The sequence below is a fragment of the Clostridium caldaquaticum genome (genome assembly GCF_023806125.1).
GTDB lineage: Bacteria > Bacillota > Clostridia > Clostridiales > Clostridiaceae > Clostridium_AT > Clostridium_AT caldaquaticum.
In genome coordinates this window covers 33,726-50,567 of record NZ_JAMSKT010000006.1, presented here as the reverse complement: position 1 = coordinate 50,567, position 16,842 = coordinate 33,726, and the positions used below count along the sequence as shown (strand labels likewise).

Annotated in this window: 18 protein-coding genes and 1 tRNA gene; 2 read left to right on the top strand and 17 right to left on the bottom strand. The window is 30.1% G+C overall.

Annotated elements, in window-relative coordinates; genetic code table 11:
* Window positions 1–83: 83 nt before the first annotated feature.
* Window positions 84–1,058 (bottom strand): GPR endopeptidase, encoded by a 975-nt coding sequence (gpr, locus tag M2651_RS05080; protein WP_252131262.1) that lies wholly within the window; start codon window positions 1,056–1,058, stop codon window positions 84–86.
* Between the two features lie 268 nt (window positions 1,059–1,326).
* Here gpr and rpsT point away from each other — a divergent pair, with 268 nt between their 5' ends.
* The gene (gene rpsT / locus M2651_RS05075) at window positions 1,327–1,593 is read left to right on the top strand and encodes a 30S ribosomal protein S20 (RefSeq protein WP_252131261.1); all 267 of its coding nucleotides are present in this window, start codon (window positions 1,327–1,329) and stop codon (window positions 1,591–1,593) included.
* Between the two features lie 33 nt (window positions 1,594–1,626).
* Here rpsT and holA read toward each other — a convergent pair whose 3' ends face one another.
* From holA to M2651_RS05035, 8 genes are all read right to left on the bottom strand, one after another.
* Complete coding sequence (gene holA / locus M2651_RS05070; protein WP_252131260.1) at window positions 1,627–2,649, bottom strand: DNA polymerase III subunit delta; 1,023 nt, start codon at window positions 2,647–2,649, stop codon at window positions 1,627–1,629.
* A gap of 14 nt (window positions 2,650–2,663) precedes the next feature.
* A complete protein-coding gene (locus M2651_RS05065; protein WP_252131259.1) occupies window positions 2,664–4,460 on the bottom strand; it encodes a ComEC/Rec2 family competence protein in 1,797 nt (598 codons plus the stop codon).
* Window positions 4,447–4,749: a hypothetical protein gene (locus M2651_RS05060; protein ID WP_252131258.1), complete on the bottom strand. Its 303-nt coding sequence runs from the start codon at window positions 4,747–4,749 to the stop codon at window positions 4,447–4,449. Before M2651_RS05060 ends, M2651_RS05065 begins: the two co-directional genes overlap by 14 nt.
* Window positions 4,750–5,145: 396 nt before the next feature.
* Window positions 5,146–5,242, bottom strand: a tRNA-Sec gene (locus M2651_RS05055).
* A gap of 59 nt (window positions 5,243–5,301) precedes the next feature.
* A complete protein-coding gene (selB, locus tag M2651_RS05050; RefSeq protein ID WP_252131257.1) occupies window positions 5,302–7,215 on the bottom strand; it encodes a selenocysteine-specific translation elongation factor in 1,914 nt (637 codons plus the stop codon).
* Window positions 7,216–7,218: 3 nt separating this feature from the next.
* Window positions 7,219–8,616 (bottom strand): L-seryl-tRNA(Sec) selenium transferase, encoded by a 1,398-nt coding sequence (selA, locus tag M2651_RS05045; RefSeq protein WP_252131256.1) that lies wholly within the window; start codon window positions 8,614–8,616, stop codon window positions 7,219–7,221.
* 41 nt (window positions 8,617–8,657) lie between these two features.
* A complete protein-coding gene (gene selD, locus M2651_RS05040; RefSeq protein ID WP_252131255.1) occupies window positions 8,658–9,686 on the bottom strand; it encodes a selenide, water dikinase SelD in 1,029 nt (342 codons plus the stop codon).
* A 60-nt stretch (window positions 9,687–9,746) separates the two neighbouring features.
* Complete coding sequence (locus M2651_RS05035; protein ID WP_252131254.1) at window positions 9,747–10,352, bottom strand: helix-hairpin-helix domain-containing protein; 606 nt, start codon at window positions 10,350–10,352, stop codon at window positions 9,747–9,749.
* Between the two features lie 128 nt (window positions 10,353–10,480).
* Between M2651_RS05035 and M2651_RS05030 the strand changes: the two genes are divergently transcribed.
* Window positions 10,481–11,725 (top strand): D-alanyl-D-alanine carboxypeptidase family protein, encoded by a 1,245-nt coding sequence (locus tag M2651_RS05030; protein WP_252131253.1) that lies wholly within the window; start codon window positions 10,481–10,483, stop codon window positions 11,723–11,725.
* A 12-nt stretch (window positions 11,726–11,737) separates the two neighbouring features.
* Here M2651_RS05030 and M2651_RS05025 read toward each other — a convergent pair whose 3' ends face one another.
* From M2651_RS05025 to rplU, 8 genes are all read right to left on the bottom strand, one after another.
* Window positions 11,738–12,631 carry an RluA family pseudouridine synthase gene (locus M2651_RS05025; protein ID WP_252131252.1) on the bottom strand — a complete coding sequence of 298 codons (894 nt, stop codon included), beginning with the start codon at window positions 12,629–12,631 and terminating at the stop codon, window positions 11,738–11,740.
* 4 nt (window positions 12,632–12,635) lie between these two features.
* The gene (yqeK, locus tag M2651_RS05020; RefSeq protein ID WP_252131251.1) at window positions 12,636–13,208 is read right to left on the bottom strand and encodes a bis(5'-nucleosyl)-tetraphosphatase (symmetrical) YqeK; all 573 of its coding nucleotides are present in this window, start codon (window positions 13,206–13,208) and stop codon (window positions 12,636–12,638) included.
* A gap of 7 nt (window positions 13,209–13,215) precedes the next feature.
* A complete protein-coding gene (nadD, locus tag M2651_RS05015) occupies window positions 13,216–13,821 on the bottom strand; it encodes a nicotinate-nucleotide adenylyltransferase (protein WP_252131250.1) in 606 nt (201 codons plus the stop codon).
* A 63-nt stretch (window positions 13,822–13,884) separates the two neighbouring features.
* On the bottom strand, window positions 13,885–14,178 hold the full coding sequence (yhbY, locus tag M2651_RS05010) for a ribosome assembly RNA-binding protein YhbY (protein ID WP_252131249.1): 294 nt from the start codon (window positions 14,176–14,178) through the stop codon (window positions 13,885–13,887).
* A gap of 27 nt (window positions 14,179–14,205) precedes the next feature.
* Entirely contained in the window at window positions 14,206–15,480 is a 1,275-nt protein-coding gene (gene obgE / locus M2651_RS05005) for a GTPase ObgE (RefSeq protein ID WP_252131248.1), read from the bottom strand.
* Between the two features lie 351 nt (window positions 15,481–15,831).
* Window positions 15,832–16,134 carry a 50S ribosomal protein L27 gene (gene rpmA / locus M2651_RS05000; RefSeq protein ID WP_252131247.1) on the bottom strand — a complete coding sequence of 101 codons (303 nt, stop codon included), beginning with the start codon at window positions 16,132–16,134 and terminating at the stop codon, window positions 15,832–15,834.
* A 4-nt stretch (window positions 16,135–16,138) separates the two neighbouring features.
* Window positions 16,139–16,465 carry a ribosomal-processing cysteine protease Prp gene (locus tag M2651_RS04995; protein WP_252131246.1) on the bottom strand — a complete coding sequence of 109 codons (327 nt, stop codon included), beginning with the start codon at window positions 16,463–16,465 and terminating at the stop codon, window positions 16,139–16,141.
* 4 nt (window positions 16,466–16,469) lie between these two features.
* On the bottom strand, window positions 16,470–16,781 hold the full coding sequence (rplU, locus tag M2651_RS04990) for a 50S ribosomal protein L21 (RefSeq protein ID WP_252131245.1): 312 nt from the start codon (window positions 16,779–16,781) through the stop codon (window positions 16,470–16,472).
* Window positions 16,782–16,842 lie beyond the last annotated feature (61 nt).

Genomic DNA, 16,842 nt, shown 5'->3' with positions numbered 1-16,842 from the left:
ACCTCCCCTAAATATAAGGATGCACTTTTTTATATGTTTTTATTCAATTTTTTCCATATTCATCATTATATGTTTAAATAATTTTAATTTATATATCTATTTATATCTTCTAAACCTAAAGCTGGTTGAAGAGCAATATTAATGCCATTAGCTATGACTTTGGAAAGAGAATCAATTACTAAATCTACCTCTTTTGGTGTTACCATTAAGCTACCTACATAAGGATTTAAAATCTCTTCAATCATTCTCTGTTTTTCATTTTTATCTATGGATTTAAGCATATTATAGAATTCTCCTCCAGACTTTGCCTGCTTTATCATTTCATCAATTGCTAAATCAATAGTATCATTTGCCATTGTTGCTGCATCAACAACTGTAGGAACTCCAATAGCTATAACAGGAATACCTAAAGTACGCTTACTTATCTCCATCCTTTTATTCCCTACTCCAGATCCTGGAGATATTCCTGTATCCCCTATTTGTACTGTTCTATTTACTCTCTCCATCTTTCGAGAAGCAAGAGCATCTATGCATATAATTATATTTGGTTTAATTTTATCAACTACAGCCCTTATTATTTCACCAGTCTCTATCCCTGTTGTACCAAGTACTCCAGGAGTTAGAGCACATACTGGCCTTATGTCCTCATCTATACTATCGGGGACAAGTTCTTTTAAGTGCCTCGTTACCATAAGTCGAGAGATTACCTTTGGACCTAATGCATCTGGAGTAATGTTTGAATTACCAAGTCCAACTACTAAAGCTGTCATGCTCTTATCTAATTTTATCATTGGAATAAGCGCCTTAGCTAATACTTCACTTACTTCATCCATAATATCACTATCGTAATGAGTAACCTGAGGTATATCAATGGTTACATAATTGCCAATGGGTTTTCCCATTGCTCTTTCTCCTATTTCATCTACTATTCTAACTGTAGTAACTTTTATATCTCCCTCTTCCTGTTCTTCTACTTCAACTCCAGGATATTGACCATTATTCTCTTTTTGATATATTTCTTTTGCTTCTATAGCTAAATCAGTTCTAATATTTTTCATCAAATCTATACTCTAAACTTAATATTAGAGTACTTTTCACCCCTTTACACATATTTTAAATTTATTTTTTCCATTAATGCATATACTATACAAAAGAACCCCAATATATATTTAACAAAATAATGGACTAATAAATACTATTTTTGTAATTTCTACTTGAAGTACAATAAAATAAATGCTATAATAACCTTTGTTAAACAAGAGATACTCGTACGCAGATTTCCCCAAACTGCCGAGACCCTATTAAAATATAAGGGGGTGAATAACAATGGCAAACATAAAGTCAGCTGTAAAAAGAATAAGAGTTACACAGGTTAAAACACTTAGAAACAAAATGGTGAAGTCATCACTTAAAACTGTAATAAAGAAATTTGAAGCTGCTGTAGCAGGTGGAAATGTTGAAGAAGCTAAAGTTGCATTAGTAAATGCTTCTAAAGCGCTAGATATGGCTGCTTCTAAAGGTGTAATACACAAAAATATGGCTTCAAGAAAAAAATCAAGACTTGCTGCAAAATTAAATGCACTAACTGCATAATAAATAAACCGGTTTTATACCGGTTATTTATTTTTATGCAGTTATTGTGTTTAAAATTAAAAGCTCCATTTCTGTTTTTCCATTTATAGAGGAGCTTTTCAGTACCTCTTCTGCCTTTAAACATAAATCAATGGCATTTTTCAAACCTTTCGTAGAAAATTTTCTGCTTTGCACTATCATTTTATCACATATAAAAGGGTTCAGATGCAGTTCCTTAGATAAAGCATTCTTATCCTTTCCTTCTTCCAAACCAAATTTGATTTGAAGCAAAATATTAAACTGCCTCTCAATCATATATAGTATATATGGTATTTTTTCCCCTTTAAAAATAAGTTCATTTAATATTTCTAAAGCCTTTTCAACTTTTTTTTGCGAAACATTATCAACCAAATTAAAAATATCATTATCAGCTTTAGGCGGAAGAAGCCTTAATATATCTTCCTTTGTTATTTCTCTTTCACAAGTATATGAACATAATTTCTCTATTTCATTTTGTATTATGTTCATGTTATTCTCAAGTCCATCACAAAAAAATCTTAGCTCAATCTTGCCAATATTTTTCCCTTTTGCTTCAAACAAAATTTTTACCTTTCTCTCAAGTGCTGCTCCTTTAAGCTTTTCAAATTTAACTACAACTGATTTTTTTTCTAACTTTTTTATTTTATCGCTAGGCTTTTCTCTATCATTTTCAAAAACATGATACAATATTAGAATACAGTGACTTGCAGGATTATCTAAATATCTAGTAAGCTTTTCAAATCTTTTATTAAACTCCTTGTCCTCACCTTCACCTAAAAAAGTTGACCTATATACAACCACTACTTTCTTATCACTCATAAATGGTATGGTTTCACAAGTATTTATTACATTTTCCATGTCTACATTTAAACCGTCAAATTGTATATAGTTTAAATCTTTGAATGTTTTTTCAAGATTTTTATCTACTATTGATTTTATACTTCCTTTCATAAGAGCTTCATCAATTCCACAGAAAATATAGCAATTATCAAATTTATTTTTTTTAATCTTATCTTCTAATTCTAAATAGTCCAGCAAATCCTTTACCCCTTTCAGTTATTTATGCTGTATATAGGATACACTTTTCTATAAATAATTTTAAAACCTTTTACATAAAATTTTTGCATATTGTTCCCTGTAGCATAATAATACTTTCTTTCAGGCAATACTATTATATCATAGTTTGTTAAATCTACATCCTTAAATTGTGCACTGTTTGATGTTATAATTGTTTTTGCATTATAAGAATCAACTTCTATGTTAATAGAATTAGCTTTATTAACTAGAAATTTACTAAACCTTATACTGCAGTATCTATTTAATCTCATCACAGCTTTATCTTCTGTACTGCAAACTACTCTAGTAATATGAAATCTTTTCTTAATAGTTTCTAAAGCTTTTGATGTATCACTACTTCCATCATATATGAAAATTTTATGCCATTTATAATTTACAATAACTCCAGATGCATTTCCCGCACTTATAAACTCTATTTTTGGAAAAAAGCTATAATACTGAATTACTATAAAAAAAATCATATAAAGCGGAACAAATTTAAATTTATCAAATCCTTTTTTTACAAGTATAAATGAAATTATTATACCTAACAATACCATACTGTCTAAATAAGACATATAACTTATAGGAGGAGTGATTTTAAGAAGCAAATAATCAGCTCCATCAAGAATTATTAAAACTAAATAAAGTAGCTTGCATATAAGTTCAAAAAGAAACTTTAGTTTTATAAAAATCAGCGCTAAATTTCCTGCTACTACCATAACAGTATAAATAGGAATCAGCACCAGATTTCCTGGGATAAATCCAAAGCTTAAATTCTCCATAGTTAATGCTGCAAATGGCATAGAATACACTTGGGCACTTAAAGTTAAACTTAAGCTTTCATTAATACTTTTAGGCAGCTTATATAATCCCTTTCTTATTTTTTTATAAAATAGAATTATTCCTAAAGTTGATAAATAAGAAAGCATAAAGCCTAAGTCAAATACATAATATGGTTTTAAAGTTAAAATTAAAATGGCCGATAAGCTCAAAGCTGAAACTGCATCATAGCTTTTAAACAGCTTTTTAGATAGTTTAAGTACTAAAATCATAATAAAAGCCCTCATGGTAGCTGGTTGAGCTCCTGTAAAAACCATATATAAAAATGATATAATTATTGAAGGAATTATTCCTAAAACCCCTTCTAGAATTTTATATATTATAGCCATATGAAAGCCTGATACGCTTATAGCATGCACAACTCCAAGTTTTTGAAAATCATATTTTTGTTCTATAGAAAGGTAATCTGTTTCTCCAAAACAAAGAGACATAATAATAGCAGCTTTCTCTTCTCCTAAATATTTGTAAAATTCTTCATAAGCCTTTCTCTTTAATTCATAAAGCTTTGATATTACATCACTTTTATATAATTTAAATTCTTGTATGTAAAATTCCCCAATAATTCCTTTATAATAGTCTTTTTTGTTATAGAAATTTCCGTATGCAAAAATTCTATCTCCTTCCTTAAGATTTTCCAAGTTTCCTTTAAGCTTAATAAGCTTACCATCAATTGTGCCAATGGAATAAAATTCTTTATTATTTATCAATCTTATAGTTTCAAATTTCCCAAAAGAATAATAATTAAAATACATAAAGCAGCTAATTATTCCCATTGCAAAAAAGCATATTATTACTATAAAAAATTTCTTTTCTATAGTAAAGAAAACTATAATTAAAAAAGATGCAGCTAAAGCTGCACCTAAAATCTTATAATCTTTACTTACTATATAAGACATAGTTCCAATAAATATTGCAACTGCATAAAAAACAAGTGGTTTAGTCAGCTTCATTATTTCTTGTTATATCTAAGTAGGTAGGAACAGCATACCCTTGTTTATAGCTTCCCTCCTGCTCTTTTACCTCCAACGTAATTCTAACACTGTGTAAAGGTTCATTAAACTCAATATCTTTTACCTCTGGTATTCCTTCTCTCCCTCTCATAAGAAAATAGTTTTTTGTTATTTCTTCTGCAGCATCTTTTGTTACATATTGATAGCTTAGAAAATAATCCTCTTCAGGTATATTTAAAAATACAGTATTACTTCCAATTATATCCGTTTCTACAATATTTTCTATCATAAAATAACCACCTCCATATTTATTTTATCCAGAAGAGTGCAGTTTAATCAAAAGGATTTTTTATATATAAATATGAATATATTAAAATTAAATTTATACATAGAGGTGATATAAATTTAAATAAAAAATATGATAATATCAGATACTCATACTTCAGAGTATATTTATAAAATTTATAAGCTTTTGAAAAATATTTTTTGCATATAAATATTAAAATGCACGCAGGTGACTTCAAAAAAGTAAATGTTATGAAAACAATAAAAATCGAAAAAATTTATAGACGTTTTGGGAAACAATAAATGAAATAATATAAGACAAGAGGTAAATTAAAAAGAAATTTTAAAGCTTAATAACTAAACTAGTGCTCTATTTTAAACTATAGATGATTTAACATATTGGCGGGAGCATGTGGGAATCGAACCCACCCATGACGTTATTAGCGCCACAACTCGATTTTGAAGATCGGCAGGCACACCAGCACCTATCTACCCCCTTAGTTCTATGTTAAACAATTTTATACAAAAATACAAACAATGTCAATAGTTAATTATATTATTTCTTATATAATACTCTAGAATCTTCTACTCTTTTTGTAAGTTTTATATTATCGAAATGTACCAGCAACGCAACAGCGTATTTTCTGCTTGTGTTTAGCATATCTCTTGCCTCTGCTGCAGAAATTCTTCCATATTTATTAATATAATTTATAACTTTTTTCTTTGCTTCTTCATAATAAATATTAAGCACTACAACATCCTCTGATACTTTGAATAACTCTCCACTATCAAATAAAGAATCGTATACCATCTTAAAGATTTTTTTATCTCTTTCACTTTCACATAGTTCTTCATATTTAGGAGGTAAATATTTTCTTTTTATATATTCATCTATTATTTTGTTTTTTATTCTTATTTGATCTTTTGTATATTTAATTTCAAAGCCATATCGAGAAACATAATTCCCATGCAAATCTACTATGTTTCTATAAATTAGAAGTTCTAAAAATTCATCATAAACTTTTTGTTTTATATTTTTACCAAAAATTTTATTTTTAAATTCTTCTTTAGAAACTCCTATCTTAAGAGGATTTTCTCTATGAAATTTTTCTAGAAATTTCTCAATGTCTTGAATCTTATTTTTTAAAAAATTTTTATGAATATATACTTCTTTATCTAAAGCTTTAAATCGTATAATTCTTTTATCTGCTGCAAGAGAATCTAATTTTTCTTTTAAATTTTCTTCATTTTTCCCTAAAGCTTTTAATATAAAGCTTTCATCTGGAAATTCACTGCTTAACTTCTCAACAGTTCTTTCTAGTATACTTTCAGCACTGCCGCTTTCCTTAATTTTCAACTCTTCTAAGTAAACATAATCAAAACTCTTTGCCTTTCTAGGTGAAGGCTCAATTATTGTTCCTCCACCCATAGTGTACATAGGAGAATAATTTCTGATAACAAATCTATCATTCCTTTGAGCTGTAATAAATTCTTCAAGCCTTAGCTGTACATAAGCAGTATTACCTGGTACCAGCTCATCTCTATCAAGCAGAATAACTCTGCACAAAATTTCACTTGTTCCATGATACAGTTTAACTCTCTGTCTGTTTTTTAATGGCTTTTTACATGACTTTAAATAATGTAGTGAACAATCTACCATAAGAGAAGACACCATTGTGTTTTGTTTTGCAATAACATCCCCTCTTTTTATTTCTTCTACCTTAATATTAGATAGATTTATTGCACATCTTTGTCCAGCTTCTGCAAATTTAACAGAATCTTCATGAACCTGTATCCCTCTAACCTTCGAAATAATATTAGATGGATAAATCTGCACAGTTTCGCCTTCATATATTCTTCCGCTTATTATTGTACCAGTAACTACTGTACCAAAACCACTAACAGAAAACACTCTATCTACGGTTAGCCTAAAGTGTCCTTCCGTATCTTTTACCTCTACTTCCTCTGTAAGTTTATCAATATCTTCAATTAACCCTTTTAGCCCACTTCCAGTCTTAGAGGAAACTGAATGTATAGAGGCATTTTCAAGAAAAGTTCCCTTAAAATAATCCTTTATTTCTTCTTTAACCATAGATAACCATTCATTCTCCACTAAATCAGCTTTAGTAAGAACTATAATACCTTTCTTTACATTCAAAAGCTGCAGTATTTCAAAATGTTCCTTTGTTTGCGGCATTATTCCCTCATCAGCTGCAATAACTAACAAAACTAAATCTATGCTACTTACTCCCGCTAATGCATTTTTTATAAATTTTTCGTGTCCAGGTACATCAATTATTCCAGCTCTTTTCCCAGAAGGTAAATCAAAAAATGTAAAGCCCAAATTAATAGATATTCCTCTCTCTTTTTCTTCTTTCAATGTATCAGTTTCTCGTCCAGTTAGAGCTTTAATTAAAGTAGTCTTTCCATGATCTATATGTCCTGCAGTGCCAATTATTATATGCTTCATTTATTACATCTCCAGTAAAAAAATATTATTAAAAGCTTCTACAATAATGTGAAAATCTTTATCCAATATAGTTCTTAAATCTAAATAAACTTCATCATTATATATTCTTGTTATAATAGGAATAAAATTTTTCCTAAGCTTTTCTTCTAAATCTTTTGTACTTATTCTGCTGCTCTTAAGCTTTAATACGTAAGTCTCTATTTTCTCTGCAGGCATAGAGCCTCCGCCTACCATAGAATAATCTAAACTGATTTTTATTTCTAAATCTTTTGCTACCTTTTGCAGCTTATCTCTTAGATTCTGGGCTCTTTTCTTATGCTCTTCCTTGGAACTTAGCATCATATATAAAGTTGGTATATTTTTTACAGCCTCTTCTTCATCCAAATAATACTTGAAAGTTGCTTCCAAGGCAGCTAATGTCATCTTATCTATTCTTAAAGCCCTAGTAAGCTGATTCTTTTTTATTTTATCTATGTAGACTTTTTTTCCTGCTATAACTCCAGCCTGCGGTCCTCCTAGCATCTTATCACCACTAAAGGTAACTATGTCTACTCCTTTTTTAATACTATCTTGAACAGTTGGCTCATAAGAAAGCCCATATTTAGAAAAATCTACTAATACACCGCTTCCTATATCTTCAATTACGGGTATATTATATTTTTTACCTAGTTGTACAAGCTCCTCCAGATTTACTTCTTCAGTAAATCCTATAATTTTAAAATTAGAAGTATGCACTTTTAATAATGCCCCTGTATTTTCATTTATATTGTTTTCATAGTCATATAAATGTGTTCTATTAGTTGTCCCAACTTCAACAAGCTTTGCACCACTAAAATTCATAACATCCGGTATTCTAAAAGAACCCCCAATTTCTACAAGCTGACCTCTAGATACAATAGCTTCCTTATTTCTGCATAGAGTATTTAATACAAGCATAACCGCAGCTGCATTATTATTAACTACCATGGCAGCCTCAGCTCCTGTTACCTTTCTTACTAATTCTTCTATATGACTATACCTGGAACCTCTTTCGCCAGTTTCAAGATTGTATTCCAGATTATTATAGTTTTCTGCTGAAACTTTAACACTTTCTACCGCTTTTTGTGAAAGCAAGGATCTGCCTAAATTAGTATGTATAATCACTCCTGTAGCATTTATTACCTTTTTAAATTTCGAAGAGTTTTTCTTTTGTATTAAGTATAGAAAATGTCTTAATATATCCTTATTGCTGAAATCAGAAATAACCTCACTTATTATATCATTTCTAAACTTATTTATAGACTCTCTCAATGCTTCAACTACAATTGGTCTTAAAGTGTGATTAAGTTCTGCAAGTACTATTTCTTCCTTCAAAAGCTCATCTATTTTCGGCAGTTTCCTAAGTAACTCCTTATTATTCATTAATTATATATTTTCCCCTTTCCATAAAGTTAAGGTTAATGCTACTTTACTATTACATATTTATCCTGCAGAGGCAGTACCTCACCAACTATTTCCGATTTTATTTCTAAATTATTGAGTTTCTTCATTATATCTTCACTATCTTCTCTGCTGCAAGTAAATAATAGTCCTCCAGAAGTTTGAGGATCAAAAAGTAAGTCCTCAAGCCACTGAGGTACATTTTGAAAATGGTACTTTCCTTCTAAATATGCTTTATTATTGTATGTTCCAGCAGGAATAAGTCCCATTAGTGCATATTCTTTTGCTTCATTTATATATGGTATCTTATCCTTGTAAAACTTTAAAGTTACATTTGAAGCACTTGCCATCTCATAGCTGTGTCCTAAAAATCCAAAACCAGTTATATCTGTACAAGCACTTATATCATAATCTGCTATTATCTCTGCAGCATATTTATTTAAAGTTACCATTACTTTTACAGCTTTTTCGTAAGCTCTTGTCGATGATACTCCCCCTTTAATAGCTGTGTTAATAATTCCTGTTCCTAATGGTTTAGTTAGTATAACAACCTCATCAGGTTTAGAACCAAAATTTTTAAGAACTTTATTCGGATGAACAATCCCTGTTACAGACAATCCATATTTAGGTTCATTATCATCCACTGTATGTCCCCCAACTACAACAGCACCTGCTTCTAATACTTTATCAGCCCCGCCTCTTAATATTTCTGCAAGGACCTCTAAAGATAAACACATAGGGAAACAAACAATATTCATAGCTACTATAGGCTTACCCCCCATGGCATATACATCGCTTAAAGAGTTAGCTGCAGCAATCTGCCCAAATATGTATGGATCATCTACTACAGGAGTAAAAAAATCTAAGGTTTGTATTATAGCGCTATCATTGCTTAACTTATATACAGCCGCATCATCTGAAGTTTCTACTCCAACTATTAGATTTTTATCACTCATTTTAGGTAATTTATATAAAATTTTTGAAAGGGTCTCCGGCCCTATTTTTGCTGCTCATCCTGAGGTTCTTGACATTTCAGTTAATCTCTTAACCATATCATTACCTCCCTCTTAGGAAAATTTATTATTTATTACAGAATTATTGTATATTATTAATTATCTAATGTCTACCATGTCCCTAAACTTATCAAGTGTCTTTTCCCCTATTCCTCCAACTTTTTTCAAATCCTCAATAGATGTAAAATATCCATTTTTTTCTCTATAATCTATTATTTTCTGTGCTGTAACAGGTCCAATACCTGGTATTTCATCTAATTCCTTTAAAGTTGCACTATTAATATTTACCTTGCTGCTTTTCTCTTGTTCTTGTACAATTATAGTACTATTAGCTTTACTAGGTTCTAATTCTATCTTTTTGTCTACATATATATAATCCTCATCCTTAAGCTTTTTTGCTAAATTAAGCTTACTGTCAGGATTAGCATTTTCTGTTAAGCCACCAGCTAACCTTACTAGATCATCTACAATACTCCCAGCTTTTAATCGATATACACCCGGTTTTTTTACTTCGCCTTTAATATATACTGTTATAGTTTTAATTTCATTATTTTGCCTTTCCTCACTAAAAGTACTTTCTACAAATATATCATCTTCATTAAATTTATAACTTTTAGGTCTATTTACTATATAACCTACTACTAAAAATATTGCAAGTATTATTAATATTACTATTGAGCCTATGATTTTTTGTTTTGCCTTCATAATATACCTCCAAATAGATATACAACATAATTTCTTACAATTAAATTATTGACATTTTATTAAAATTTTTGTCGCCTGTTTAAACACTTTTTGCTATAATTTAATTAATTACGCATTAGGAGGCAGTTATGAAAAATTTCTCTATTTTTTTATTAATTTTTATACTATTGTTTTCTAATATAAATATAGCTATGGCAAAGGATGCTCCACCAGTAGTTTCAGCTGATAGTGTAGTACTCATTGATGCAACTACTGGCACTATTCTATACTCTAAAAACATGAATACCGCATATCCTCCTGCATCAACTACCAAAATTATGACAGCTCTATTAACTATAGAAAATACAAATTTAAATGATGTTGTTAAAGTTAGTCAGAAAACTCCTTTTGTTGATGGAAGTAAAATCGGTCTATTTCAAGATGAAGAAATTACAGTTAAAAACTTACTATATGGACTACTTCTTTTATCTGGAAATGATTGTGCCGAAGCTTTAGCCGAGCATATAGGAGGTTCTATTGAAAACTTTGCTAAACTTATGACTGAAAGAGCTAAAGAATTAGGATGCGAAAATACAAATTTTATAAATCCCAGTGGACTTTATGATGAAAATCATAAAATCTCTGCAAAAGATTTAGCTCTTATTATGAAAGAAGCTGTAAAACATCCAGAATTCAGAGAAATTGCTTCTACTTTTTCTTACAAAATTCCTCCAACTAATAAACATCCTGAAGGAATATATTTAGCAAATGAAAATAAATTAATTAATAAATATTCACTCTATTACTATGATGGGGCAGAGGCTGGGAAGACAGGTTATACAGTTCAATCTAAGCATTCTTACGTAGCAAGTGCTATAAAAAATGGTCAGAGACTCATAGTCGCTCTTGTTCACGATTCTAACAAAACCTTCTATGAGGATGCAAAAAAATTATTTAATTATGGATTCAATAACTATGAGCTTATACGTTTATACAAACAAGGAGATAATGTTGCCACTTACTCACTAGGAGATATTCAAATACCCTTAAATGCAGCTGAAGATTATTACTATGTCAAGGAAAAAGAATCGGAAGATATACCTAAATATAAACTAATAGAATCAAGCTTAAAAACAAAAACTTTTAAAAAAGAAGAACAAATAATGGAGGCTTCTATAACTTTAAAAGACAAGCAGTTGCCAAATTTAAAGCTGACAAGTGGAATAGATTATGAATCAAATTTTTTATTTAACCCAGCTATTACCGAAACAGGAAAAAACTTAAAAATCAATCCTTATATTTTATCTGCTATAAGTATAGCTGTTGCACTAATAACAGCAACTGTTATAATTAAGATAAGAAAAAAAAGAAATGGAAGATTATTTTATAAATAAGTAGGTATATTGTTACCTACTTATTTCTTTTATTAAGTTCTTTATATCCTCAGGTAGTCCAATTTCTAATGTTATCAGCTTACTAGTTCTTGGATGTGGAAACACAAGTCTATATGCATGAAGTGCTTGCCTCTTAATTAAATCTTCTTCTATTCCATATAGAATATCTCCATATATAGGATGACCGATATAACTTAGATGCACTCTAATCTGATGAGTTCTTCCAGTTTCTAAAGTTAACTTTACTAAACTTCCACCTTTGAACTCTTCTAGTATTTTGTAATGCGTAATACTTTTTTGACCTCTTTCATCTATTATTCTTTTTATACTGTCATCAGTAGGCCTATAAATTGGAAGATCTATAGTACCCTCAGCTTCATTAAATTTACCATGCACTACTGCTAAATAACTTTTCTCAAAAACCTGACTCTGCATATCACGAGCCAACGCCATATGAGAAAATTGATTTTTAGCAATAATTATTAGTCCTGAGGTATCCATATCAAGACGACTTACTAATCTAACTATACAGTTTTCTCCTTTTTCTCTAAAATAATATAATAATCCATTAGCTAAGGTGCCTTTAGGATAACTTTTAGTTGGATGTACTACCATTTTAGGAGGTTTATTAACTACTATTATATCTGTGTCTTCATAAATCACCTCCAAATTCATTTTCTCCGGCTCTATATTTTGTGTTTCTTCTTTAATAACATCAAATGTTATAATATCATTTTCTTTTAATATATGGTTAAGTTTTGCCTTCTTATTATTTACTTCAATTCTTCCTTGCATTGCCGCACTCTTTATAAGTCTAGTAGACAGCTTAGCTACTTTCTTTAAGTACTCCCTAAGCTTCATATCCTGTTCTTTTTCTGCTACTTTATATAATAATTTATTGTTCATTAGCTCACCTGCATTCTTTCATTAGTATATAATTTCTGGCCTTAATAGTATCTAAGTGTAAAATTTCTCCCTTGGAAATTACATAATTAATTGTGTTATTAAACGATAAAAGAAGAGCTCTATCCAAATCATTATATGCATTTTCCCTTAGCTCCTGTACTCCAGGAAAATTTCTCATTGGTTCAATATAATCTGCTATATATATTATTTTTTCAAGCATACTCATATTCTCTCTTCCAGTTGTATGATAGGCTACAGCATTTAATATATCCTCATCTGTAACTTTAAAGTTATCTCTGGCCATAATAGCCCCTGCTAGTCCATGCATTATAGAAGGATTCATCTTATAACATTCCTCTATAGATTGACTATTCTTTTTTATAATATGTAAAATTTCATCATCTTTTAAATTCTTAGCACAATCGTGCACTAATCCTGCTAACCTGGCTTTTGTTTCATCTATTTTATAATGTTTTGCTAAGGATACAGCCGTATCCATTACCCTTAAACTGTGTTCAAATCTTTGCTTATTTAAAATTTTATGAAGATATTTTATTATTTCTTCTTCATTACACATAATTTCTCTACTCCTTATATAATCCAAGCTCTAATACAATATTATATACATTTTTCGGTAAAAACAAACTAACATCTTTACCTTCTCTAATCATCTTTTTAATATCCGTTGAGGAAATATTTAAAGGATTAATATCTAAAAAAATAATTTCTTTATTATACTTTTTTTGTGCTATTTCCTTATGAATTAATATTTCTTCTTTATTATACCCTGGTCTACTAAAAACAGCTAGCTTACATAAATTCAGTATCCTATCAACGCTTTTCCATGACTCAAGTTCTATTAAGCAGTCTGCTCCTGTTACAAAGTACCACTCCGTATCTGGTTCTATTGTATTAAAGTATTCCAATGTTTTATATGTATAGCTTAATCCTTTATTTCTAATTTCAAAATTGCTTAGAATAAATCTTTTTTCTTCTTTTATTGCCATATTTACTAATTCATATCTTATAGATGCATCAGTTTTCTTTCTGCCTGTTTTATGAGGCGGGTTTCCAGAAGGCATGAAAATTAAGAAATCCAGGTTTAATCTCTCTACTGCTTCATGAGCTATATAAAGATGCCCATTATGTATTGGATCAAAAGTTCCTCCAAAAATTCCTTTTTTCACCATAACTACTCCTCACTTTATAAACATAGCATGTATTATTTAATACATGCTATGCTTTAATTTATTCTATTCTGGAAGTTCAATTTTAGGCTTTTTCTCAGACTTTCTATATATCACTAATTTACTTCCTATAGCTTGAACGCCTTCACAATTTAGTTTTTCACAAATATAATCCGAAGCTTCTCTAGCTTCTAATCCGCTATTATTTAACACCTTAATTTTTATTAGCTCTCTTGCCTCTAAAGCTTCATCAATTTGTTTCAAAAACCCTTCTTCTAAGCCGCTCTTGCCTATTTGAAAAATAGGCTCTAAATTATTTGCAAGAGACCTTAAGTAACTTCTCTGCTTACTTGTCATCATTTTATTTACTCCTCCAACTTTACTCAACTATAATAAGAATTCAAATTCAAAGTCATTCAATCGTACTATATCTCCATCTTGAATACCCATTTCCATTAATTCATTAAGTACACCCTTGTTTCTCAATACTTTATGAAAATACTTCAAAGAATCTGGTTCATTAACATTCACACTAGCAAGCAGTCTGTCAACAAAACTTCCTTCTACTATATATACTCCATCTTCTACCCTAATTTTATAAGTAAATCTTTTATCTTCAGGTACAAACCTTTCTTCTTCACTTATTTCTAAATCCTTTATTGGAATAGTTGATAATATTCTTGCTGTTTCTTTTAAAAGTTCTTCCACACCTTGCTTTGTTGCACCTGATATTTTGAACACCTTATCATATCCAAGTTCGTTAACTTTTTTCTTAAAGTTCTCAAAAACATTTTCATCGTACAGCATATCGCTTTTATTTGCAGCAATAATTTGAGTCCTATCCCATAATTTTACACTATATTTTCTAAGTTCCTCATTAATTTTTAAAAAATCTTCTATAGGATCTCTTCCTTCAATCCCAGAAATATCTACTACATGTATTAAAAGTCTTGTTCTTTCAATATGCCTTAGAAAATCTAATCCTAATCCTACCCCTTCTGCAGCTCCTTCAATTATTCCTGGAATATCTGCTATAACAAAGCTTTGAACCCCTTGGACATCAACAACACCTAAATTTGGCTTTAAAGTTGTAAAATGATAATTGGCAATCTTAGGCTTTGCCTTTGAAACCACTGAAAGAAGAGTTGATTTTCCTACATTAGGAAATCCAATAAGTCCTACATCCGCTAAAAGTTTAAGCTCTAATTCTATATTTCTTTCTTCACCTGGCATTCCTGGCTCAGCAAAATTTGGTGCTTGCCTTGTAGAAGTTGCAAAACGAGCATTTCCTTTTCCTCCCCTTCCTCCTTTAGCTACAACTATAGTATCACCAGCATGGGACAAATCTGCCATAATTTTATTGCTCTCAACATCTCTTACAATAGTACCCATTGGCACCTTTATATAAAGATTTTCTCCATTTTTTCCAAAACAATTAGAACCAGAACCATTAACACCTCTTTCAGCTATATATTTTCTTTTATACGTAAAATCTAAAAGAGTTGTCATATTAGAATCTGCAACCAGTATTACATCTCCACCTTTTCCACCATCTCCACCATCAGGACCTCCAAGAGGTACATATTTCTCTCTTCTGAAAGAAATTGAACCATCCCCTCCATCACCTGACTTTACGTATATTTTAGCTCTATCTATAAACATCTATATATCACCTCTTTATTTTATAGAGAACATATGTATATTTATCCAATTACAAAATCAAATTTAATCTAGTAAAATAATAATTTTAGCAGCTAATGTGTTTTTAAATTTTAAGGAAAGAATTATTATTTTACTAGACTATTAGGTTCATATTTAAATTGGATATCTATATAAAAAACTTATAAATTAATTTTTATCAGTTATATAATCATATTATTAACAAAATTATTTTTTTTATTGAAATCATCAATAATGTTTTTTCTTAGGTAGTTTATTATATACATAGATTATAGTGTATATTTTAAATAGTTTTTAAAATTGTAAAAAGCACCCTTTTGGGTGCTTTAAATATTACTCAGCTATTTGAACTTCTACGTCAACTGGGTAAACGCTTGCTCTCTTCTTATCCTTACCAAACTTTTCATATCTTACAATACCGTCTGCTTTAGCGTATAGAGTATCATCGCTACCTCTACCAACATTTGTTCCTGGGTGAAGCTTTGTACCTCTTTGTCTTACCAATATATTTCCAGCAAGCACAAATTGCCCATCAGCACATTTTACACCAAGTCTTTTTGCTTCACTGTCTCTACCGTTTCTTGAGCTACCTACTCCTTTTTTATGAGCAAATAACTGAAGGTTCATAACTAGCATAATGTTACACCTCCTCTACTTTAATACTTATATAATCACCGTAACTGACTTCAATGCTTTGAAGTCCAATAAACAACGTTTTAAGCAGTATCTGACAATTTAAAACATCTTCTTCAGGCAAACTCCTGAAATCCATACTTAAAAATCCATCCTCAAGAGATAAGTTAGGTTTAACTTTAACAACTTCCGTAATACCATTAGCTATAGTTAATGATACTGCTGAAACTGCACTGCACACCAAATCATATCCTTCGTCTGTTGATTCCGCATGGCCATTTAAATTTACAGACACTATATTTCCATTATTTTTTTTAAATACTGCATTAATCATAATATTATGCGTTTATTTTTTCAATTGAAAGCTTAGTGAATGGTTGTCTATGTCCTTGCTTTCTTCTATAGTCTTTCTTTCTCTTATACTTGAAAACTATAATTTTCTTAGCTTTTCCTTGAGCTAATACTTTTGCAACAACACTAGCTCCCTCTACTACAGGCTTTCCAACTACTAAGCCGTCTTCCTTTGAAACAGCTAGTACATTGCCTAGTTCAATAGTTGAATCAACTTCACCATCTAATTTTTCAACGTATATAACGTCTCCTTCTTTAACTTGGTATTGTTTTCCTCCAGTAGCTATTATTGCGTACATTAAAAATACACCTCCTCTATCCAGTCTCGCCATCTCGGGTACACCAATAGTGATTTGAAAC